The following is a 22,312-nucleotide window of genomic DNA, read 5'->3' on the forward strand; positions in this document are numbered from 1 at the left end:
GTTCAAGGTCAAACCCGCATTGTAGCGGGCCGCGCGCCGGTGCCGGTTCAGCCCGGCAGGACCCGCCGCAGACGCTGTGCGACCCAGCGTTCGGAGAAACCATCGCCGCGCCAGTTTTCCAGGAAGCCACAGTGGCCGCCCCAGCAGGCGGTTTCCAGCCGCGCCTGCTGCGGCAGCTGCCAATCGCGGAAGGTCGCGTAGGGGATCACCGGATCGTCCTGCGCCATCAGGATGTCGGCAGGTACCTGCAGCGTGGACAGGCGGTTGCCGGCGATGGAATAGCCATCGAAATAGGCCTGCAACGAACCAAACGTGGTGTGCCGTTCGACCAGCCAGGCGGTAAGCGAACGGATGTCCATGTTCAGCACGCGGTCGTCGCAGTCGCTCAGTTCGGGGAAGAGATCGCGCTTGCGACGCAGCGAGCCGGCCCACTTGCGGCGGAAATACCAGTCGTACATCGCCGGGCCGTTCTCGATGTTCTCCATGGTCAGCCCCGGGTCCAGCACCGGGCAGACGGCGGCCACGTGCTGCAGCGGCACGCCCGCGGCTGGCGCGCGCAGGGCCAGCCGCAGAACGAAGTTGCCACCCAGCGAATAGCCGGCCGCAACCAGCGGCAGATCGGGCCAGCGCTGGGCGACATCGCCAGCGGCATGCACCACTTCGTCGATGAGGTTGGAGTGGAAGATGCCGGGATTGAGGTGATGGGTGTTGCCGTGATCGCGGAAGTTCAGCCGCACCACGTCGAACCCCTGCTCCAGCATGCGGGCAGCGGCCATGCGCATGTAGCTGGATTCGGCGCTGCCTTCCCAGCCGTGCAGCAGCAGGGCGATTCCGCGCGGTTCGCGCCCTTCGACATGGCTGTGCCAGCCCTGCAGGCGCACACCCTCGCCGCCATCGAGGATCAGCTCTTCGCTGACCGCGCCGGTGGCAGCCAGCAGCAGCAGGCCGCGCTGCAGGCGCATGCGGCTGGAACTGAGCATCGACTGCAGGTGCGGATTGCGCAGCCAGCGCGGCGGCTGATAGTCGGACGCGGTGAGCATCGGCGCATCAGCGTCGAGGGTGGGTGGCGGAAAAACGGCCACCATGGCCTCAGTCCCCGCTCATGGCCGCCACGATGCGCGCGCGCGAGGTCTCCGCGATGCGCCGACGGCCTTCCAGGTCCTGGGTGCCGATCGGCTCCAGGAAATGCACTTCGGTATGCCGCGCCGGCTCACCGAGCAGGCGCAGGAAATTGGCGAAGAAACTCTCGCCCGGGCCGAAGGCCACGATGGTCTGTGCATCGCCGCGCACGCCATAGACCAGCGCCACCGGCTGCACCGGTACGCTGGTTTCGACTGCCGCCTGGAAGATGCGCGCGTGGAACGGGCCAACGTCGTGGCCACCACGGGTACGCCCTTCCGGAAACACGCCCACGGCCTTGCCGGCGCGCAGACGGTCGGCCATCACCTGCATCACCCCACCGAGTGATTCAGTGTTGCCACGCTGGTGGAAAATGGTCTGGCCGCGCGCGGCAAGCCAGCCCACCACCGGCCAGCTGGCGATCTCGCGCTTGGCGACAAAGCCCATCATGCGCTGGCTGTGCAGGATGGAGATATCGACCCAGCTGACATGGTTGGCAACGAACAGCACCGCGCCCGGCAGCGGCTGGCCGACACGCGACAGGCGGAAGCCGAAGATCCACATCAGCCCGCCCTGCCACCAGTTCACCACCTTGGCGCCGAAGATATCGTCGCCCACACGCAGCTCGCCCCATGGCGGAAGCATGCCGATCAGGATCAGCGGCAGGAACACGGTGATGTGGACCAACAGCAGCGGTACGCGGTACAGGTAACGGCACACACGCGCCACGCCGCCGCGGGGGGCCGGAGTGGGGGAAGTCATCCGCGCACGATACCGGAGGGCTGCCATCGCTGCCAGCCGAATTCGGCCATAAGTCTCATTGACGGCGGCCATCGGCGGGGAACGCTGGGTTCCGCCGCCGTCACTGCTGCCGCCAGGGCTCAACCGTGCCCAGCCGCCACCACGGCCAGGGTCAGCCGCGAGATGCAGACCAGCCGGCCCTGCTCGTCCTCGATGCGGATTTCCCACAGCTGGGTGCTGCGGCCCACGTGCACCGCGCGCGCGGTACCGGTGACCGTCCCCGAACGCACGGCGCGTACGTGGTTGGCGTTGATCTCCAGGCCCACGCAGATCTGCTTGGCGGTATCCACGCAGAGGTTGCCGGCGCTGCTGCCCAGGGTCTCGGCCAGCACCACCGAGGCACCGCCGTGCAGGATGCCGTACGGCTGGCGGGTGCGCTCGTCCACCGGCATGGTTGCCTGCAGCCAGTCTTCGCCAGCGGCACTGAAGACGATGCCCAGGGTGCTGATGGCGGTGTTCTGGCTGAGTGCGTTGAGCTGCTCGATGGAAACGGCTTCGCGGAATACCTGGGTCATGCGGCTACCTTCAGAGGATGGGAACGAGGCCGGCGCCGAATGCGGTCAGCATGCGTACCAGCAGCCACTTCGGCCCGACATTGACCTCGGGGAAGTCACCCACCGCGACATAGCACCGGTGGAAATCAGCGCTCTGCCGCGGCAGTGGCTGCGGGCAGTCCGGGCCGGGCTTGAACTCGTAGTCGGTGGCGTAGCGCCATGGCCAGAAGTCGAGGATCGGCAGCGCCTCGGAGGCCTTGCCGACGCTGTAGTTCAGGCCGGACAGGACCGGCGGCTTGGCACGCGGCGCCACCGTCCAGGAATTCTGCGGATGGGTATCGCGCAGGATGCTCTGGGCCAGCTGCTCGGCGAAGGCCGGATCGTCGATGATCACCGCGCCTTCGGTGTTGTAGTTCTCGCTGCGCGGATCGAAGTTGTGGGTACCGACCACGCCGATGCGGCGGTCGACCACCAGGGACTTGGCATGCAGGCCCATGCGCGCGCCCTTGCGGGTGACCGGCAGCGGCTTGTTGACCGCCTTGCTGCCCAGGAACGACGGGCGCGTTTCGGTACGCAGCAGGCGGGTCTCGACTTCGCTGCCGGCGGCACGCCGGCGCGCACGACCATTCTCATAGGCGCTGCCGGTACGCGGATGGATCACCCGCGCCGGCGGGTCATCCACGTCCGCAGTAGCCACCACGTCACCGCCGCCACCGGCATTGCTGCCTGCTGCGCTGCCACCGAGCAGCGGATTGCGGCCGGTATCGCTGCCCGGCGCCGCGATCGGGTCGGGCAGCAGGTTGCGGTAATCGACCGGAGCATCCAGCGGGAACGGCTTGAATTCAAAAATGTTGAAGCCAAGCTCGCGCATGTTGCGCCGCTTGTACTTGTACGACAGCGCATACACGATCGGATTGTCGGTGGCGGCCAGGCTGTTGCTGGACACCACCACGCGCGGTGGCTGCGGGCGCTTGCGCAGCTCGCGGAACAGCTTCTGTGCCGGCTTGGACAGCACCAGGTAGGGCGTCTGCAGGATCACTTCGTGCTGCGCGCTGGAGATCAGTGCATCGAGCTGCGGCTCGGTGACATGCTGCCCGGCCAAGGGTGCGTCGGCGCGCTCGCGCCGATGCTTGCGCGGCAGATCGGCCACATAGCGCACCGAGGCGACCGGCAAGGCGGTGTCCACGAACGAACGGGTGACGAAGTCGACATCGTTGGCCTCCTCGCTGACCCGCTCCACCCGCTCGGGCCTGCGGAACTGCGCGGGCGGCAGCACCGGCACGCCCTGCTTGAGCAGAGTACGGCCGACATCGTTCAGGCGTTCGGCCGGCACGCTGCGCTGCGCGCGCCAGAAGGCATCGAAATTGGCGGCCATCGCGCGCGCTTCGGGGCCGGCGATCAGCACGTCACGGTCGCGGAAGTTGTATTCGCGGTCCCAATCGTAATAGTCGTCCTGGTAATTGCGCCCACCGACCACGCCGATCGCATCGTCGACCACCAGCAGCTTGTTGTGCATGCGCTGGTTGAAGCGGCGGAAGCAGCACAGCACGCTGCCGGCATAGTCGAAGTAGTTCAGCCGGGCCTTACCGAACGTCGGGTTGTAGACCCGCAGCTGGAAGTTCTGGTGGGCACCGGCCAGTGCGCCAAGGATCTGCAGGTCGGAGATCGCTGAAAGCTGGTCGATCAGCAGCCTTACCTTCACCCCGCGCCGCGACGCCGCCAGCAGCTCGTCGATGACCAGGCGCGCGCTGTCGTCCTTGTCGAAGATGTAGGTCTGCAGGTCGATGCTGCGGGTGGCGCTGCGCAGCAGGTTCAGGCGCGCGACCAGCGCACCTTCGCCCTCGTCCAGCAGGGTGGCGTAGTGCCGCGGCTGTTCCGGGGTCGATTCGCTGAACGCCCGGCCGGCCAGGGCCCGCAGGGGCGAATCCAGCGCGCAGCGGTCGGCCTGCTGGCAATCCACCTGCGTTGAGCGTGCCTGTACGGCGATCGCCTCGGCGCGATCACGCTGGGCATGCGACAGCGACGCGCAGCCGCTGCCCAGCAACACGGTTGCCAGCACCAGTACACGCAGCAATGGATTCACGGTTTGGACGCCTCGCTGAGACGTGCACGCAGTACGAAAGTCACTCGGTCACTCAAGGCAAGCTGCCAGCTGTCCATGCCGTACCGGCCTCGTTGCACGGTACCGCGGCTGACGACGTCGCAATCATAGCCGGGTCGGGCACATTCCGCTTTCTCGACCTTGAGCGTCTCCGGATGGCTGACGCCGCGCAGGGTCAGCCGCCCATCGATGCCGCCACCGTCGGCGACCGTCTCCGGCCAGTACGGCAGCGAGTCGAACTCGACGAAGGGGTAACGGCCGGCGTCGAAGAACTCCGGGCCGCGCATCCAGCCGGTATAGCGGTCCTTGCCGGGGATCTCCACGGTGCGGGTGAACATCTTCAGGTGGACCTGGTGACGGCCATCGGACAGCACCTCGATGCGCCCCTCGAAACGCGGGAACACCCCCTCGATGCGCTGGCCGAAGCGGGTGCGGACTTCGAAACCGATCTGCGAGCGCACCACATCCAGCTGCAGCGTACGCGGCGACTCGGCCACGACCGCCGGCAGCGCGGTCGGTGGCGGTGCGGCGGCCCAGGCCGGGCCGATCGCCAGAACGACTGGCAGCAGGCAGCGGCCCGGCAACGCAAACCTCATCGGCTCACGGCCACCAGAAGGCGTTCAGGCTGGCCACGCCCGGCTCGATCGTTGCCTCGCGGGCGAAACCGAGCACGGCCACGCCGCCCGGCGGCATGCCGCGGTAATCACTGCTGGTGCCATCGGTCATCAGCGCCACCAGCTGCTCCAGCCCGGGGTTGTGGCCGACGATCAGCACCCGGTCCAGGTCACGGCGCTCGTCCACCAGCGCGGCCAGGGTGCCGGGGGTGGCCTCGTAGATGCGGTCTTCCAGGCGCTTTTCGACATAGCCGATGGCTGCCATCACCGCTTCCAGGGTTTCGCGGGTCCGCCGCGAGGGGGAACACAGCACGCAATCAGGCAGCAGGTTGTTCTCCTTCAGCCACTTGCCGGCGGCTTCGGCTTCGGCGAGCCCCACCGGCGACAACGGCCGGTCGAGGTCGGCCTGGCCGGTAGTGGCCGGTTCGGCGTGGGCGTGGCGGAGCAGGATCAGTTCGCGCATTGCGGGATTCCAATAAAGGGATGGAGACCTACGGCTCTTACAGTTTCAGCCAGGACAACAGGGGTTCCCAGTCGGCCTGGTGCTCGCGCACCTGGGCGGAGCGGTAATCGAAAAGACTGCGACCCAGGCCGGTCATGACCACATAGCTCTGGCTGTCGCGCAGTTGGGCGACCACAGGATAGGGCCAGTCAGCCAGCATCTGCAGGGCCTGCTGCGAGGTCTGGGTCCAGGGCTTGGTGCGGTTCAGCACCAGCCCGACCGGCAGCTTGCGGCTGTGCACGCGGGGTACCTGGGCCAGGCTGTTGAGGAAGCCGACGATGGCTTCGATGTCCAGTGCCGAGGGCAGTACCGGCACCACCACTGCATCGGCAGCGTCGAGGAAATGCGGGATATCGTCGGCCAGTGCGCCAGCCGGTGCATCGATCACCACGGTATCGGTACCGTCGGGCAGCTTCTGCGCCCACTGCTTCTTGCGGTACACGTCGATCGGCAGCACCGCGCTTTCCAGCCCGGCCCGGCGCTGTGCCCAGCGGGTGCTGGACCCCTGCGGGTCGGCATCGGCGATCACCGTGGCCTTGCCTTGCAATGCCGCGTACGCGGCCAGGTGGGTGGCGATGGTGGACTTGCCCACCCCGCCTTTGGAACCGGCCACCAGGATCGTCTTCATGCCAGCCTCGCTTCCGGGTACGTGCCCCGAGCGTACACCGCCGATGGTGACGGAAGGTAGAGCCGTGCTGAACCAGCGCCCCCGGCCTTTGCTATCGTGGCGCCCCCGAAGGACCGAACCGCCATGAGCGAACTGCAGGACCTGAGCGCACTGATCCGCGCCAACACGCCGTTGATCGTGGTCGAGACCCAGGATGAGGGTCGCATCGTCGAGCTGTTCCGGCAGACGCTGATGCATGTCTGGCGGGCCCTGCACCGCTGGTCGATCACCGAGGGCCTGCGCCGCATCGACCTGGAGCGCGAGGACGAGCCGGTCGGCCCGCCCGACGCCAGCGCCGCACTGCAGATGATCCGCCAGGCCGACCAGCGCGGGGTGTACCTGCTGCTCGATTTCCACCCTTACCTGGGCTATGCCAGCCACCAGCGCGCGCTGCGTGACCTGATCCAGCGCCGCCACAGCGAACCGCACGTGCTGGTGCTGATCGGCGCCAAGGTGGAGCTGCCGGCCGAACTGGAAGCGCTGGCGGTGCGCTTCAACCCGCGCCTGCCCGACGCCAATGCGCTGTTGAAGATGCTGCGCGAGGAAGCCGACGCCTATGCACGCGAACACGGCGGACGCCGGGTGGAAGTGGACAGCGAGGCGGTCAAGAAGATCCTGAAGAACCTGCAGGGGCTGAGCCTGGTCGATGCGCGACGCATCGCGCGGCAGCTGATCTATGCCGATGGCGCGCTGCGCGACGACGACCTGCCACAGCTGGCGCGGCTGAAGTTCGAGCTGCTCAACCGCAGCGGCCACCTGTTCTTCGAGCACGACAGTGCCCGCTTCGGCGACGTGGCCGGGGCCAACCGGCTGAAGCGCTGGATCAACCAGCGTCGCGTCGCCTTCATCGCCGGCTCGGCACCGGCCGGATTGGACCCGCCGCGCGGCATGCTACTGCTGGGCGTGCAGGGCTGCGGCAAATCGATGCTGGCCAAGGCCACCGCCACCGGCTTTGGCGTGCCGCTGCTGCGCCTGGACGTGGGCGCGCTGTACAACAAGTACCACGGCGAGACCGAAGCCAACCTGCGCCAGGCGCTGGCCTCGGCCGAGCAGCTGGCGCCATGCGTGCTGTGGATGGATGAGATCGAAAAGGGCCTGGCCACCGGCACCGAGGATGGCGGCGTGTCGCGCCGCGTGCTCGGCTACCTGCTGACCTGGATGGCCGAGCGCAAGGCGCCGGTGTTCATCGTGGCCACCGCCAACCAGGTACACGAGCTGCCGGCCGAGCTGCTGCGCAAGGGCCGCTTCGACGAGATCTTCTTCGTCGACCTGCCCTCGGCCGATGTGCGCGTGGAACTGCTGCGGCTGCACCTGGGGCGACGCCAGCTCAATGCCGACGACTTCGCGCTGCCGGCACTGGCAGCGGCGGCCAGCGGGTTTTCCGGTGCGGAGATCGAGCAGGCGATCGTGGCCGGGCTGTATTCGGCGCATGCCGAAGGCCGGCCGCTGGATACCGAACTGCTGATGGGCGAGATACGGGCGACGCGGCCGTTGTCGGTGTTGATGGCCGAGCAGGTGGCGGCGTTGCGGGAGTGGGCGTCGGGGCGCACGGTGTCCGCGGACGACTGAGGGTTTCCTGCGAACGGCGGAGCCCCTCGTGGCTGCTGGTTGGCCGCGAGAATCAAAAGCCGCGCTTGGTCGGGCGGGGTGGATTCGCGGGGGACGCCGTGAACCCGTCCCTGGGGGCTTGGCCGCGGCATCCATGCCGCGGACACCCCCGCGAACCCACCCCGCCCGGCCACGGACAGTTTCCGGGGGCGATCAGCCACGGAAAAGAAAAAAGAAGAGCAAAAGCAAAAGCCGGTTGGCTGGCCGCTTTTTGTAGCGCCGAGCCCATGCTCGGCTGCATTTCGATCAGATATCGATCATTCGATTCCAATGCAGATTCATCCACGCATGGCGTGGATGTACGTGTCGACCAAGGTCGACACCTACCAACAGCAGCGGGAATCTGTCGAAGGCGGGGCGGTGTGGGCAGGCAGGACCGTTGGCGCCATGGATGGCGCCATCGAGCCCCCAGGGACGGGTTTACGGCGTGTCCTGCCTGTCCACACCGCCCCGCCATCCCTCAGCAAGCCGCTTTGGCTTTGGCTGTTGCCTCTGCGGGTGCCGGGTGCAACCCGGCCGAACCCCCACCCTCAGGGCCAGGCGGGTGGCGCGGCCGCCCAGGCCTGCTGTACTTCGGCCAACGTCGCGCGTTCGTCATCGCGCCAGCCCGGCAACAGCTGCGCGTAACGACTGCTGTCGCGCCATTGCGCCGGCTCGGTGCGCACGGCAGCGGCATACCACTTCACCGCCTCCTGCTGCTGGCCGGCCCGCCACAGCGCCAGCGCATAGCTCGGCGGCACCCAGCCGGGATTGCTGCGCAGGGTGCCGGCAGCGGCCTGCCACTGTTCCAGCGCGGCCAGCGCCTGGCCCTGCCGCAACAGGTCCCAGCCATAGTTCCAGCGTACGCTGCGGCCCAGCGCGCTCTGCACCGGCGCTTCGGCCAATGCCTCGCGATAGAGCTTGTCGCCCAGTTCCGCGCGCCCCTGCGCAATGGCCACCGACGCTAGCTGCGCCGTAGCTTCCAGCCCCTTGCGGCCACGCTCGCGGTGCTTCAGCAGCTGTGCCACCAGATCTTCGCCTTCACCCTGCACCACCGTGATCGGCGCGGCAGCGGCGTCGCTGTCGAAATAGAACTCCTGCGGTGCCGGCAATGCCGGCGCGGCCCACGCAGTGGCCGCTCCCGAGACCAGCAACACGCCGGCCAGGAACTGTCCTGCAACTGACATCCAGATTCCCCCAAGGTTGAAACACCAACCCTCCCTCTCTCTCTCCGATCCTAACCCCAGTACGGCCCTGGCGCGAGTGCCGGGGCTTTTGCCCCCCACTGTTACAATTCGCGCCTTTCCCGCCGCGTGTACCTGCGCGGCCGGTGCCAGCCGATCCTGACCAGGCCAGCCATGACCAGTACCGCGCAACTCACTTCGCCCGCCTCCGCCGACCTGCTCGACCGTGATTACACGCTCGACCACAAGTACACCCGCAACGAAGGACGGATCTACCTGAGTGGCGTGCAGGCGCTGGTGCGGCTGCCGCTGATGCAGCGCCTGCGCGACGAAGCCACCGGCATCGACAGCGCCGGCTTCATCAGTGGCTATCGCGGCAGCCCGCTGGGCGGCTTCGACCTGGAGCTGTGGCGTGCGCGCAAGCACCTGGAAGCGGCCAAGGTGAAGTTCACCCCCGGCCTCAACGAGGATCTGGGCGCGACCATGGTGTGGGGCACACAGCAGACCAACCTGTTCCCCGGCGCCAACGTGCAGGGCGTGTTCGGCATGTGGTACGGCAAGGGCCCGGGCGTGGACCGCTGCGGCGACGTGTTCAAGCACGCCAATGCCGCCGGCACCTCGCGCCATGGCGGCGTGCTGGCACTGGCCGCCGATGACCACGCCTGCCGCAGCTCGACGCTGCCGCATGGCAGCGAGGACGAATTCGTCAGCGCGATGATGCCGGTGCTGAACCCGGCCGGTGTGCAGGACATCCTCGACATGGGCCTGCTCGGTTGGGCGATGAGCCGTTACACCGGGCGCTGGGTCGGTTTCAAGACGATCGCCGAGACGGTGGAATCGTCGGCCTCGGTCGAGGTCGATCCACTGGCCCGGCGCATCGTGCTGCCGGAGGACTTCGACATGCCCGCCGGCGGCCTCAACATCCGCTGGCCCGATCCGCCGCTGGACCAGGAAATGCGCCTGCACCGCTACGCGGTGAAAGCCGCGCAGGCCTTCGCACGTGCCAACGGCATCGACAAGGTGGTGATGGACGCGCCGCGTGCGCGGCTCGGCATCGTCACCACCGGCAAGAGCTACCTGGACGTGCTGCAGGCGCTGGAATACCTGGGCCTGGACGAGCAGGCCTGCGCCGACATCGGCATCCGCGTGTACAAGGTCGGCATGACCTGGCCGCTGGAACCGGAAGGCATCGCGCGCTTCGCGCAGGGCCTGGAAGACATCATCGTGGTGGAGGAGAAGCGCGCCTTCATCGAGCGCCAGATGAAGGAGCAGTTCTTCAACTGGCCGGCCAGCTGGGGCCAGCGCCCGTCCATCGTCGGCAAGTACGACGAGGCCGGCGAGTGGATCCTGCCGTCCACCGGCGAACTGACCCCGGCCACCATCGCCGGCGTGATCGGTCGTCGCATCCAGAAGTTCTTCAACAACGAATCCATCGAGCAGCGCCTGCAGTGGATGCAGGAAAAGGAAGCCGAGCTTGCGTTGCCACGCGCCAGCTTCCCGCGCGTTCCGCACTACTGCTCCGGCTGCCCGCACAACACCTCCACCACCGTGCCGGAAGGCTCGCGTGCGCTGGCCGGCATCGGTTGCCATTACATGGTGACCTGGATGGACCGCAGCACCGACACCTTCACCCACATGGGTGGCGAAGGCGTGACGTGGGCCGGGCAGGCCGCGTTCACCGATACCCAGCACGTGTTCCAGAACCTGGGCGACGGCACCTATTTCCACAGCGGATCGCTGGCGATCCGCCAGGCGATCGCGGCAGGCGTCAACATCACCTACAAGATCCTCTACAACGACGCGGTGGCGATGACCGGCGGGCAGCCGGTGGACGGTCCACTGAGCGTGCCGGACATCGCAAAGCAGATGCGTGCCGAGGGCATCCACACCATCATGGTGCTGTCGGACAACATCACCAAGTGGACGCGCCAGCGCGAGCATTTCCCCAGCGACGTGGAGTTCCATGACCGCAGCGAGCTGGATGCGGTGCAGAAGCGCCTGCGCGAAGTGAAGGGTGTTTCGATCCTGATCTACGAACAGACCTGCGCCACCGAGAAGCGCCGTCGCCGCAAGCGCGGCAAGCTGGAAGATCCGCAGAAGCGGGTGATGATCAATTCGCTGGTCTGCGAAGGCTGTGGCGACTGCGGCAAGAAGAGTTTCTGCGTGTCGGTGCTGCCGAAGGAAACCGAGTTCGGGCGCAAGCGCGACATCGACCAGTCCAACTGCAACAAGGACTATTCCTGCGTCAACGGCTTCTGCCCGAGCTTCGTCACCGTGCACGGTGGCCAGCCGCGCAAGGGCAGCAAGCGCGATGCCTCCACCCTGCTGGACAACCTGCCGGCACCGGTGGTGCGCGGCACCCTGGAGCAGCCCTGGAACATCCTGATCACCGGCGTTGGCGGCACCGGCGTGGTGACCATCGGCGCCCTGCTGGGCATGGCCGGTCACCTTGAGGGCAAGGGCGCCTCGGTGCTCGACCAGACCGGCCTGGCGCAGAAGGGTGGCGCGGTGACCACGCACATCCGCATCGCCCGTCGCCCCGAGGATATCCACGCCGTGCGCATTGCCGCTGGCGAAGCCGACCTGGTGCTGGGCTGCGACATGGTGGTGGTCAACGATTACTGGGCACTGTCGAAGGTACGCGCGGGCCGTTCGCAGGTGGTGCTCAACACCTATGAAGCGATGCCGGGCACGTTCACCACGCGCCCGGACATGCAGTTCCCCGCCGCCGACATCATCGCCGGCGTGCGCGTGGCCCTGGGTGGCGAAGAGCCGCTGCTGCTGGATGCGACCCAGCTGGCCACCGCATTGCTCGGCGATGCGATCGCCGCCAACCTGTTCATCCTCGGCTACGCCTGGCAGCAGGGCCTGGTGCCGCTGTCGTTCGAGTCGCTGATGCGTGCCATCGAGCTCAACGGCGCCGCGGTGGCGATGAACCAGCAGGCCTTTGCCTGGGGCCGCCTGGCCGCGGTCGATCCGCAGGCCGTGCAGCAGGCGGCAGGCGTGGTGCGCAACCGCCATACCGACACCGAGAACACGCCGGGCCCGCTGCATGCACTGCCGCCGGGCGAATGGGAGGGCAACGAGTGGGGCGCTACCGCCGCACCGCGCAACACCGGTGACGAGCGCGAGCTGCGTGGGCTGCCGACGCATGGTGGCGATGTCGCTTTCCTGCCGTTGGACGACGCGCGCCTGTCGCGCTCGCTGGACGAGATGATCGAGCGCCGCTCGGTCTTCCTGACTGACTATCAGGATGCCGCCTATGCCAACCGCTACCGCACGCTGGTCGAGCGCGTGCGCGCGACCGAAGCCGAGCGCATCGGCGGCTCCACCGCGTTGACCGAGACCGTGGCCCGCTACCTGTTCAAGCTGATGGCGTACAAGGACGAATACGAAGTGGCGCGCCTGTACACCAGCGGCGATTTCCAGCGCCGCCTGCAGCAGCAGTTCGAGGGCGATTACCAGCTGCGCTTCCATCTGGCACCGCCGCTGTTCGCGAAGAAGGACGAACAGGGCCGGTTGCTGAAGAAGGAATATGGCCCGTGGATGTTCAAGGCGTTCGGCCTGCTGGCCAAGCTGAAGTTCCTGCGTGGCGGCCGCTTCGACGTGTTCGGCCGCACGGAAGAGCGCCGCATGGAGCGCAAGCTGATCGGCGATTACGAGGCGACCGTGCAGGTGCTGCTGGATGGCCTGGATGACGATCGCCTGGCACTGGCAGTGGAGATCGCCAGCGTGCCCGAGCACATCCGCGGCTTCGGTCACGTCAAGGAAGCACACTTCGAAAAGGCCAAGGCCCGCGAAGCGGCGCTGCTGGCGCAGTGGCGCAACCCGAAGGCGCTGCATATCGTGCAGGTGGCGTAGTAGCACACCGCAAAAAGAAACCTATTGATTGCCTTTTGAGAATGCAATCAATAGGTTGCCTGTGGCGCAGGAAAGAGATAGGTTGCGTGTCGTAAAGCAACCTAACCTTTGCGTACGTGATGGCGTACGGTCATCTTTCCCGAGGACTGCCGGTATGGACAGGCCGCCGCATACGGTGAGAACACCGCAGCAACTTGCGCCGCTGATGCGCGCGTTCAGACGCCAGGCCGGGCTGAGTCAAGCACAGCTTGCCGAGCGACTGGGCATCTCCCGCCAGGCAGTCGGCGCATTGGAACGCGATCCAGCGTCAGCCAGCTTCGAGCGATTGATGCGAGTCTGGGCCGTGTTGGGCCTGGAAATCAGCCTGCAGCAGCGAAGTCCCCGGGAAAACACGTCGACTTCGGAGTGGTAAGCCATGGGTACGTTGCGGGTCTGGATGAATGGTGTCGAGGTAGCGCTCTGGGATGATGCGCGGAACCGGGCATCCCGCCTTTCCTACCTCAGCCAATGGATTGGTTCGACGCAGTCGCGCCCGCTGTCCCTTTCGCTCCCCCTGCTGCCCGACGGTGAAAGCCATCAAGGTCAGGTCGTCAACGACTACTTCGACAATCTTCTCCCCGATAACGTCACCATCCGCAACCGGATCCGCGACCGGTTCGCCACGCGCAGCAGCAATACGTTCGATCTGCTTGAAGCCATTGGCCGGGATTGTGTGGGCGCGGTGCAGCTGTTGCCACATTCGCGCACACCGGATGCCATCCAGCGGATAACGTTCGAACCATTGAATGACTCAGGCGTCGCTGAAGTCCTGCGCCAGGTCACAACAAGTGCATTGCCAGGCACTTCTTCCAGCGACGATGCGTTCCGCATTTCCATCGCTGGAGCGCAGGAAAAGACCGGCCTGCTGCTGCACGATGGTCAATGGTGCATTCCTACCGGAAGTACGCCGTCCACGCACATCTTCAAGCTGCCGTTGGGTATCGTCGGCAACATGCGTGCGGACATGCACCCGTCCGTGGAGAACGAGTGGCTGTGCATGCACCTGCTGGCCGCCTTTGGTATTCCCGTCGCGGATACGCAGATGGGGCGTTTTGAAGATCAAGGTGCACTGATCGTCGAACGTTTCGACCGGCGACTTGCCGCGGATCGCACGTGGTGGCTTCGCTTGCCGCAGGAAGATATGTGTCAGGTCTTTGGCCTCCCCGCTGCCCGAAAGTACGAATCCGATGGCGGCCCCGGCATCGTGGCCATCATGGATCTGCTTCGGCAATCCGAGCAGCCTGAGGATCGAGCAACCTTCTTCAAGACGCAGATCCTGTTCTGGATGCTTGCCGCGACCGACGGCCACGCAAAGAACTTCAGCGTCCACATCGACGCGGGTGGGCGCTTCCGTCTGACTCCTGTCTACGACGTGCTGTCGGTATATCCCATCCTCGGCCGGGGGCCCAATCAACTCGATCCGCACAACGCGCAGCTTGCCATGGCGGTAGAGGGTAAGAACCGCCATCGAAAACTGCATCTTGTGCGACGCCGTCACTGGAACGAAACCGCACGCGTCTGTGGCGTAGCCGATGGCGCAGAGCCATGGATCGAAGCGTTGATCGCTTCCGTGGAACCTGCCATCGAACACGTCACACGCCAGCTTCCAAGCGGCTTCCCTTCAACCGTGTCCGAACCTGTTTTCAAGGGACTGCGTGCTGCGGCGACCCGCCTTTCCAGCATGGCCCCCGACGCCTGATCAGCCCAACCGCCACAGCAGCAGGCGGTTGTTGGACGGCATCGCCACATCCCCCAGGCGGGTAAAGCCGTTGTCGGCCGCCAGCGCCTGCACTGCCTCGCTGTCCCGGATCCCGCTGCGCGGATCACGTGCCTTCAGCCATGAATCGAACTGCGCGTTGCTGTCACTGGTGTAGCGACCGCCGTAATTGAACGGCCCGTACACCGCCAGCAGCGCGCCATGGCGCAGCAGTGCCGGCAATGCGGCGAACAGCGCCTGCACGTGTTCCCAGCTCATGATGTGCAGGGTGTTGGCACTGAAGGCGGCATCGAACGTGCTGCCTTCCGGCAGGCTCAGGCCGGTGGCAGGCGGCAACTCGACCTGCAGCGCCACTGGCGGCAGCAGGTTCAGCAGCGCCGCCTCCGCGCGCCAGACCTCGATGCCGGACAGATGATCGGGATAGTCGCTGGGCTGCCAGCGCAGCCATGGCCAGCGCTCGGCGAAGAAGGCCGCATGCTGGCCGGTGCCGCTGCCGATCTCCAGCACCCGGTGGCGGTCGCCCATCCACGGGTCGAGCGCAGCGGCGATGGGTTCGCGATTGCGCTCGCAGGCTTCTGAATACGGCTTGCTCGACATCGAGACGGCGTCCAGGCGGGGTCGGGCTCATTGTGCACGAGGGGGTGTTGCTCGGCAGGGCTGCGCCCTGCACCCGCAGAGGCAACGGCAACGGCCGAAGCAACAGCCGAAGCAACAGCAAAAGCTGATTTCCTGTGGGTTGGCAGGGTGGGTCCGGTTGAGGGGGACGCCGTAAACCCATCCGTGGGGGCTTGGTCGCGGCATCCATGCCGCTCACACCCCCTCAACCGGACCCACCCCGCCTTCGACAGTTGACCGCGATCTGTCGGAACGGCACGGGATCTGACCCCAGATTTATTTCGATATCTGACAGATGTGTCGACCAAGGTCGACACCTACCAACAGCCGCGGGGAACTGTCAGAGGTGGGGCAGTGTCGGATTGCGGGGTGTCCGCGGCATGGATGCCGCGGCCAAGCCTACAGGGACGTACTTGCGGCGTCCCCGCAATCCGACACCGCCCCGCCATCCCACGGATAGCCCGCTGTTGCCGTTGCTTCGGCTGTTGCCGTTGATTCGGCCTCTGCAGGTGCAGGGTGCAGCCCTGCCGAAACCCACCCCTACCATGACTGCAGTCACTTGCCCGAATGGCCGCCGCTGGCGAAAGTCGAGGAGTTGACGTGATCGGATCGGTCCTTTGCCGGCCGCACGGAAGTGAGAGAGAGACGCAGTGCAACGACGTGAGTTCCTGGCATTTTCCGGTCTGGGCCTGGCGGGCCTGGTCCTGCCGCATTCGCGGCTGATCGCCGCCGAGCAGTTGCTGGCCCCGGTCGACCCGGCCAAGCGCCGACGCCTGGCCGAGGTCGCCCTTGCCGCCGCGCGCTCGGCCAAGGCCAGCTACTGCGACGTGCGCATCGGTCGCTACCTCAACCAGTCGGTGATCACCCGCGAACACCAGGTCGGCAACGTGACCAACCGCGAGTCGTCCGGTGTGGGCGTGCGGGTGATCGTCAACGGTGCCTGGGGTTTCGCCGCCACCCACCAGCAGACCGAAGTGGCGGTGCGCACCGCCGTCGAGCAGGCCACGGCCATTGCCCGCGCCAATGCCAGCATCCAGACCCGGCCGGTGCAGCTGGCGCCCACTCCCTCGGTAGGCGAGGTGCGTTGGCAGACACCGATCCGCCGCAATGCGATGGAAGTGCCGATCCAGGACAAGGTCGAACTGCTGCTGGCGCTCAATGCGGCCGCGCTGAATGCGGGCGCCGACTACATCAATTCCACCCTGTTCCTGGTCAACGAGCAGAAGTACTTCGCTTCCAGCGACGGCTCGTTCATCGACCAGGACATCCACCGCATCTGGCTGCCGTTCACCGCCACCGCCATCGACAAGGCCAGCGGCAAGTTCCGCACCCGCGCCGGCCTGTCCTCGCCGATGGGCATGGGCTACGAATTCCTCGATGGCGAGGCGCGTGGCAAGGTGCAGCTGCCCGGTGGCATCACCGCCTATCGCGATTCCTACGACCCGGTCGAGGACGCCATCGCCGCCGCCCGCCAGGCGCGCGAGAAGCTGAAGGCGCCCTCGGTGAAACCCGGCAAGTACGACCTGGTGCTGGATCCGTCCAACCTGTTCCTGACCATCCACGAGAACGTCGGTCATCCGCTGGAGCTGGACCGCGTGCTCGGCTACGAAGCCAACTACGCCGGCACCAGCTTCGCCACGCTGGACAAGCGCGATGCCGGTTTCCGCTGGGGCAGCGACATCGTCACCTTCTTCGCCGACAAGACCCAGCCGGGCAGCCTTGGTGCGGTCGGCTACGACGACGAAGGGGTGAAGACCCAGCGCTGGGACCTGGTGCGCGACGGCATCCTGGTCGATTACCAGGCTACCCGCGATGAGGCGCACATCCTCGGCCGCGACGCCTCGCATGGCTGCAGCTACGCCGACTCGTGGTCCAGCGTGCAGTTCCAGCGCATGGCCAATGTCTCGCTGGCGCCGGGCAGGAAACCGCTCAGCGTCGAGGACATGGTCAAGGACGTGGAGAACGGCATCTACATCCACGGCCGTGGCTCCTATTCCATCGACCAGCAGCGCTACAACGCGCAGTTTGGCGGCCAGCTGTACTACCAGATCAGGAACGGAAAGATCACCGGCATGGTCGAGGATGCGGCCTACCAGATCCGCACGCCGGAGTTCTGGAACGCCTGCACCGCCATCTGCGATGAGCGCGATTTCCGCCTCGGCGGTTCGTTCTTCGACGGCAAGGGCCAGCCCGGCCAGGTGTCAGCGGTCTCGCACGGTTCGTCCACCACCCGTTTCAACGGCATCAACATCATCAACACCGCGCGCAGTCTCGGCGCTTGAGCCACCCGTCCTTCATGGAGAGCAGCCTTGCACAGACGTGACTTCCTGGCCCTGACCGGGCTTACCGCTGGCGGCCTGATCGTGCCGTCGTTCTTCGGCAAGGCGATCGCCGCCGAGCAGCTGCATTCCAGCCTCGACCCCGCGCTGAAGAAGCGCCTGGCCGATGCCGCCCTGCAGGCCGCGCGCGGCGCCGGCGCCACCTACTGCGACGTGCGCATCGGCCGCTACCTGCGGCAGTTCGTGATCACCCGCGAAGACAAGGTGCAGAACGTGGTCAACACCGAGTCCACCGGTGTGGGCATCCGCGTGATCGTCAACGGTGCCTGGGGCTTTGCCGCCACCAATGCACTCAGCACCGCCGACGTGGCTCGTGCCGCGCAGCAGGCGGCGGCCATCGCCAAGGCCAACGCGGGCGTGCAGACCGCGCCGGTGCAGCTGGCCAAGGCGCCAGGCGTGGGCGAGGTCAGCTGGAAGACGCCGATCCGCAAGAATGCAATGGAGGTACCGATCAAGGAGAAGGTCGACCTGCTGCTGGACGTCAACGCCGCGGCGATGGGCGCCGGCGCCAGCTTCGTCAATTCGATGCTGTTCCTGGTGAACGAGCAGAAGTACTTCGCCTCCAGCGACGGCTCCTACATCGACCAGGACGTGCACCGCATCTGGGCACCGATGACGATCACCGCCATCGACAAGGCCAGCGGCAAGTTCCGCACCCGCGAAGGCCTGTCCGCGCCGATGGGCCTGGGCTACGAGTACCTGGATGGCGCCGCTGCCGGCAAGGTGCTGACGCCCAATGGCGTGGTCAACTACGGTTCGTCCTACGACATGAAGGAAGATGCCATCGCGGCGGCCAAGCAGGCGCAGGAGAAGCTGAAGGCGCCGTCGGTGAAGCCTGGCAAGTACGACCTGATCCTGGATCCGTCGCATACCTGGCTGACCATCCACGAGTCGATCGGCCACCCGCTGGAACTGGACCGCGTGCTCGGCTACGAAGCCAACTACGCCGGCACCAGCTTCGCCACCCTGGACAAGCGTGAGCAGCATTTCCAGTACGGCAGCGAGCACGTCAACATCTTCGCCGACAAGACCCAGCCGGGCAGCCTCGGCGCGGTGGCGTACGACGACGAAGGCGTGAAGTGCAAGCGCTGGGACCTGATCAGCAACGGCAAGCTGGTGGACTACCAGACCATCCGCGACCAGGCCCACATCCTCGGCAAGACCGAATCCGATGGCTGCTGCTACGCCGACTCGTGGTCCAGCGTGCAGTTCCAGCGCATGGCCAATGTGTCGATGGCGCCGGGCAAGTCGCCGCTGAGCGTTTCGGACATGATCAAGGACGTGGAGAACGGCATCTACATCATCGGTGACGGTTCGTTCTCGATCGACCAGCAGCGCTACAACGCGCAGTTCGGCGGCCAGCTGTTCTACGAGATCAAGAACGGAAAGATCACCCGCATGCTTGAAGACGTGGCCTACCAGATCCGCACGCCGGAGTTCTGGAATGCCTGCAGCGCCGTCGCCGACGAGCGCGATTACCGCCTGGGCGGTTCGTTCTTCGACGGCAAGGGCCAGCCCGGCCAGGTATCGGCGGTCTCGCACGGGTCGTCGACCGCGCGCTTCAACGGCATCAACGTCATCAACACCGCACGCAGCCTCGGCTGATCGGTCAGGAGCCCTTACACCATGAGTATCTTCACCGAAGCCCAGGCCAAGGCCATCCTCGACAAGGTCATCGCCCTGTCCAAGGCCGATGAGTGCACCGCCGTACTGGCAGGGTCGATCAACGGCAACATCCGTTTCGCCCTGAACAACGTATCCACCAGTGGCATCGTCGACAACACCGAACTGGCCGTTACCGTGGCCTTCGGCAAGCGCGTGGGTACTGCTTCGATCAACGAGTTCGACGACGCCGCGCTGCAGCGCGTGGTGCGCCGCGCCGAAGACCTGGCCCGCCTTGCCCCGGAGAACCCGGAATTCATGCCGGCCATCGGCAAGCAGAGCTACCGCGCCAGCCCGACCTTCAGCGAATCCACTGCCGCCATCGATCCGGCCTTCCGTGCCAAGGTCGCCGCCGATTCGATCGCGCCGTGCCGTGGCAACGGGCTGATCGCTGCGGGCTTCCTCGAGGATGGCCAAGGCTTCTACGCTACGGCCAACAGCAACGGCAACTTCGGCTACCAGCGCAGCACCAACTTCGATTACACCTGCACCGTGCGCACCGAAGACGGCCGTGGCTCGGGCTGGGTGGGTCGCAACCTGAAGGACGCGGCCGACTTCAAGGCCGACCAGGACATCCGCATCGCGATGCGCAAGGCGACCGAGTCGCAGGAAGCCAAGGCACTGGAACCCGGCAAGTACACGGTGATCCTGGAGCCGGCGGCGGCCGCGGGCCTGATCAGCTTCATGATGAACTTCTTCAGCGCGCGCTCGGCCGATGAAGGACGCAGCTTCCTGTCGAAGAAGGGCGGCGGCAACAAGCTGGGCGAGCAGGTCTACGATCCGCGTGTGAACATGCATGCCGACCCGTGGCATCCGGATGCGCCGGTGCTGCCGTGGGACAACGAGGGCATGCCGCGCGAGCGTATCGCCATCATCGAGAACGGCAAGATCGCCAACCTCGACTATTCGCGTTTCTGGGCGCAGAAGCAGGGCAAGACCGCCAAGGCCACGCCCGGCAACCTGCTGATGAGCGGTGGCGAGAAGAACACCGCCGAGCTGGTGCGCGGCACCCAGAAGGGCATCCTGGTCACCCGCACCTGGTACATCCGCATGGTCGATCCGCAGACCGTGCTGCTGACCGGCCTGACCCGCGATGGCACCTTCTACATCGAGAACGGGCAGATCAAGCACCCGGTGAAGAACTTCCGCTTCAACGAGTCGCCGGTGATCATGCTCAACAACATCGAAGAGCTGGGCAAGCCGGTGCGCGTGGCCGGTGACGAATCCAGCTTCGTGATGATGATTCCGCCGATGAAGCTGCGCGATTTCACCTTTACTTCGTTGTCCGACGCGGTCTGATGGATCGGCGGGCCTGCCTGCGCTGGTTGGCCGCTGCCGCTTCGGCGGCGGCGCTGCCGGCATGGGCACAGGCAGGCCCGCGCAGTTCGCGCTACGACTTCTGGTTCACCCGCCTGCAGTACGACTCCGGTGACTGGGACGTGGATGCGCGCATGCCGTCCAACCTGATCACCTCGCTGATCGACTACACCTCCCTGCGGGTGGACCCGCAGGAACGCGTGGTGGCGTTGGCCGACCCGCGCATGCTGGAGGCGCCATTCTGCTACCTGGCCGGGCACACCCTGGTCGAGTTCAACGCCGCCGAACGGCAGAACTTCGTGCGCTACGTGCGCAATGGGGGCTTCGTCTTCGTCGACGACTGCAACCACGATATCGATGGCCTGTTCGCCACCTCGTTCGAAGCGCAGATGGGCCGGCTGTTCGGGCCGAAGGCGCTGCAGAAGCTGCCCAACAGCCACGCGCTGTACCGCAGCTTCTTCCGCTTCCCCGACGGCCCGCCGGCCACCAGCTTCGAGCTCAACGGCTGGGGCGATGACCTGGTGCACGACTACCTGAAAGGCATCGAGGTCGACGGTCGGCTGGGCCTGCTCTACAGCAACAAGGACTACGGCTGCGAGTGGGACTACGACTGGCGCAACAAGCGTTTCCTGGCCGAAGACAACACCCGCTTCGGCGTCAACATCGTGATGTACGCATTGAACAATTGAACGGACCACGCCCATGACCTCCCCCGACCTCGATACCCTGCTGCCGCGCCTGCACGATCTGCGCGCTGCGCTCGCCCACGCCGTGGTCGGCCAGCACACCGTGGTCGAGCAGCTACTGATCGGCCTGCTGGCTGGTGGCCACTGCCTGCTGGAAGGCGCGCCGGGGCTGGGCAAGACCCTGCTGGTTCGCTCGCTGGGGCAGGCACTGGAACTGCAGTTCCGGCGCGTGCAGTTCACCCCGGACCTGATGCCCAGCGACATCCTCGGCACCGAACTGCTGGAAGAAGACCACGGTACCGGCCATCGCCATTTCCGCTTCCAGCAGGGCCCGATCTTCACCAACCTGCTGTTGGCCGACGAGCTCAACCGTACCCCGCCGAAGACCCAGGCGGCGCTGCTGGAAGCGATGCAGGAACGCACGGTCAGCTACGCCGGCACGACCTACACGCTGCCGGCGCCGTTCTTCGTGCTGGCCACGCAGAATCCGATCGAACAGGCCGGTACCTATCCATTGCCCGAAGCACAGCTGGACCGGTTCCTGCTGCACGTGCTGGTCGATTACCCCAGCGAGGAAGAAGAGCGGCAGATCCTGGAACAGACCACCGGTAGTTCCACCGAAAGCGTGCCGAAGGTGATGGATGCCGACGCGGTGATCGCGCTGCAGGCGGCGGTACGGCAGGTGCATGTCAGCCCCGACGTGCTGGCCTGGATCACCCGCCTGGTCCGCGCCAGCCGTCCCGGCGAGGGCGCACCGGCGGCAATCAACCAGTGGGTGAAATGGGGTGCGGGCCCGCGTGCCGGGCAGTCGCTGGTGCTGGCCGCCAAGGCGCGCGCACTGCTGCAGGGACGTTTCGCCGCCACCCGCGAGGATGTGCAGGCGCTGGCCGCACCGGTGATGCGTCATCGCCTGCTGCTGTCCTTCGCCGCCGAGGCCGAGCAGAAGCGGGCTGACGATGTGGTCGCCGCACTGCTGCAGGCCGTTCCATTCCCGGGTTGATCCACTG

The 22,312-nt window shown here is 66.3% G+C and carries 18 protein-coding genes; 9 read left to right on the plus strand and 9 right to left on the minus strand.

Annotated features, from left to right (window positions below):
• Window positions 1-47 precede the first annotated feature (47 nt).
• From HFK18_RS04365 to HFK18_RS04395, 7 genes are all read right to left on the minus strand, one after another.
• Window positions 48-1,082, minus strand: coding sequence for an alpha/beta fold hydrolase (locus tag HFK18_RS04365; protein WP_100554514.1), 1,035 nt, complete (start codon window positions 1,080-1,082; stop codon window positions 48-50).
• A gap of 7 nt (window positions 1,083-1,089) precedes the next feature.
• Window positions 1,090-1,881 (minus strand): lysophospholipid acyltransferase family protein, encoded by a 792-nt coding sequence (locus tag HFK18_RS04370; RefSeq protein ID WP_180164631.1) that lies wholly within the window; start codon window positions 1,879-1,881, stop codon window positions 1,090-1,092.
• Between the two features lie 119 nt (window positions 1,882-2,000).
• Complete coding sequence (locus HFK18_RS04375; protein WP_089241726.1) at window positions 2,001-2,435, minus strand: hotdog fold thioesterase; 435 nt, start codon at window positions 2,433-2,435, stop codon at window positions 2,001-2,003.
• Between the two features lie 10 nt (window positions 2,436-2,445).
• Complete coding sequence (locus tag HFK18_RS04380; protein WP_180164633.1) at window positions 2,446-4,497, minus strand: phospholipase D family protein; 2,052 nt, start codon at window positions 4,495-4,497, stop codon at window positions 2,446-2,448.
• Complete coding sequence (locus HFK18_RS04385; RefSeq protein WP_180164635.1) at window positions 4,494-5,111, minus strand: YceI family protein; 618 nt, start codon at window positions 5,109-5,111, stop codon at window positions 4,494-4,496. The genes HFK18_RS04380 and HFK18_RS04385 overlap by 4 nt, the downstream gene beginning before the upstream one ends.
• A 4-nt stretch (window positions 5,112-5,115) precedes the next feature.
• Window positions 5,116-5,592, minus strand: a complete 477-nt coding sequence (locus HFK18_RS04390; RefSeq protein ID WP_032977995.1) for a histidine phosphatase family protein — start codon at window positions 5,590-5,592, stop codon at window positions 5,116-5,118.
• Between the two features lie 37 nt (window positions 5,593-5,629).
• Window positions 5,630-6,259: a ParA family protein gene (locus tag HFK18_RS04395; protein ID WP_099819504.1), complete on the minus strand. Its 630-nt coding sequence runs from the start codon at window positions 6,257-6,259 to the stop codon at window positions 5,630-5,632.
• A gap of 123 nt (window positions 6,260-6,382) precedes the next feature.
• On the opposite strand from HFK18_RS04395, the gene HFK18_RS04400 reads away from it, so the two are divergent.
• Window positions 6,383-7,867: an AAA family ATPase gene (locus HFK18_RS04400; RefSeq protein WP_180164637.1), complete on the plus strand. Its 1,485-nt coding sequence runs from the start codon at window positions 6,383-6,385 to the stop codon at window positions 7,865-7,867.
• A 569-nt stretch (window positions 7,868-8,436) separates the two neighbouring features.
• Here HFK18_RS04400 and HFK18_RS04405 read toward each other — a convergent pair.
• Window positions 8,437-9,072, minus strand: coding sequence for a tetratricopeptide repeat protein (locus tag HFK18_RS04405; RefSeq protein ID WP_180164639.1), 636 nt, complete (start codon window positions 9,070-9,072; stop codon window positions 8,437-8,439).
• A gap of 171 nt (window positions 9,073-9,243) precedes the next feature.
• Between HFK18_RS04405 and HFK18_RS04410 the strand changes: the two genes are divergently transcribed.
• From HFK18_RS04410 to HFK18_RS04420, 3 genes are all read left to right on the plus strand, one after another.
• The gene (locus tag HFK18_RS04410; protein WP_180164641.1) at window positions 9,244-12,930 is read left to right on the plus strand and encodes an indolepyruvate ferredoxin oxidoreductase family protein; all 3,687 of its coding nucleotides are present in this window, start codon (window positions 9,244-9,246) and stop codon (window positions 12,928-12,930) included.
• A gap of 154 nt (window positions 12,931-13,084) precedes the next feature.
• Window positions 13,085-13,342 (plus strand): helix-turn-helix transcriptional regulator, encoded by a 258-nt coding sequence (locus HFK18_RS04415; protein ID WP_089241740.1) that lies wholly within the window; start codon window positions 13,085-13,087, stop codon window positions 13,340-13,342.
• A 3-nt stretch (window positions 13,343-13,345) separates the two neighbouring features.
• Entirely contained in the window at window positions 13,346-14,668 is a 1,323-nt protein-coding gene (locus tag HFK18_RS04420) for a type II toxin-antitoxin system HipA family toxin (protein WP_180164642.1), read from the plus strand.
• Here HFK18_RS04420 and HFK18_RS04425 read toward each other — a convergent pair whose 3' ends face one another.
• A complete protein-coding gene (locus tag HFK18_RS04425; RefSeq protein WP_180164644.1) occupies window positions 14,669-15,283 on the minus strand; it encodes a DUF938 domain-containing protein in 615 nt (204 codons plus the stop codon).
• 668 nt (window positions 15,284-15,951) lie between these two features.
• On the opposite strand from HFK18_RS04425, the gene HFK18_RS04430 reads away from it, so the two are divergent.
• The 5 genes from HFK18_RS04430 to HFK18_RS04450 are packed head-to-tail and all read left to right on the plus strand — an operon-like array spanning window position 15,952 to window position 22,305.
• The gene (locus HFK18_RS04430; RefSeq protein ID WP_180164645.1) at window positions 15,952-17,583 is read left to right on the plus strand and encodes a TldD/PmbA family protein; all 1,632 of its coding nucleotides are present in this window, start codon (window positions 15,952-15,954) and stop codon (window positions 17,581-17,583) included.
• A gap of 27 nt (window positions 17,584-17,610) precedes the next feature.
• The gene (locus tag HFK18_RS04435; RefSeq protein ID WP_180164646.1) at window positions 17,611-19,245 is read left to right on the plus strand and encodes a TldD/PmbA family protein; all 1,635 of its coding nucleotides are present in this window, start codon (window positions 17,611-17,613) and stop codon (window positions 19,243-19,245) included.
• Between the two features lie 21 nt (window positions 19,246-19,266).
• On the plus strand, window positions 19,267-20,601 hold the full coding sequence (locus HFK18_RS04440; RefSeq protein ID WP_180164648.1) for a TldD/PmbA family protein: 1,335 nt from the start codon (window positions 19,267-19,269) through the stop codon (window positions 20,599-20,601).
• Entirely contained in the window at window positions 20,601-21,308 is a 708-nt protein-coding gene (locus HFK18_RS04445; RefSeq protein WP_025876014.1) for a DUF4159 domain-containing protein, read from the plus strand. The genes HFK18_RS04440 and HFK18_RS04445 overlap by 1 nt, the downstream gene beginning before the upstream one ends.
• Before the next feature lie 13 nt (window positions 21,309-21,321).
• Complete coding sequence (locus tag HFK18_RS04450) at window positions 21,322-22,305, plus strand: MoxR family ATPase (protein ID WP_180164649.1); 984 nt, start codon at window positions 21,322-21,324, stop codon at window positions 22,303-22,305.
• The last annotated feature ends 7 nt before the right edge of the window (window positions 22,306-22,312 follow it).

It is taken from the genome of Stenotrophomonas sp. SbOxS2 (assembly GCF_013416715.1).
GTDB lineage: Bacteria > Pseudomonadota > Gammaproteobacteria > Xanthomonadales > Xanthomonadaceae > Stenotrophomonas > Stenotrophomonas lactitubi.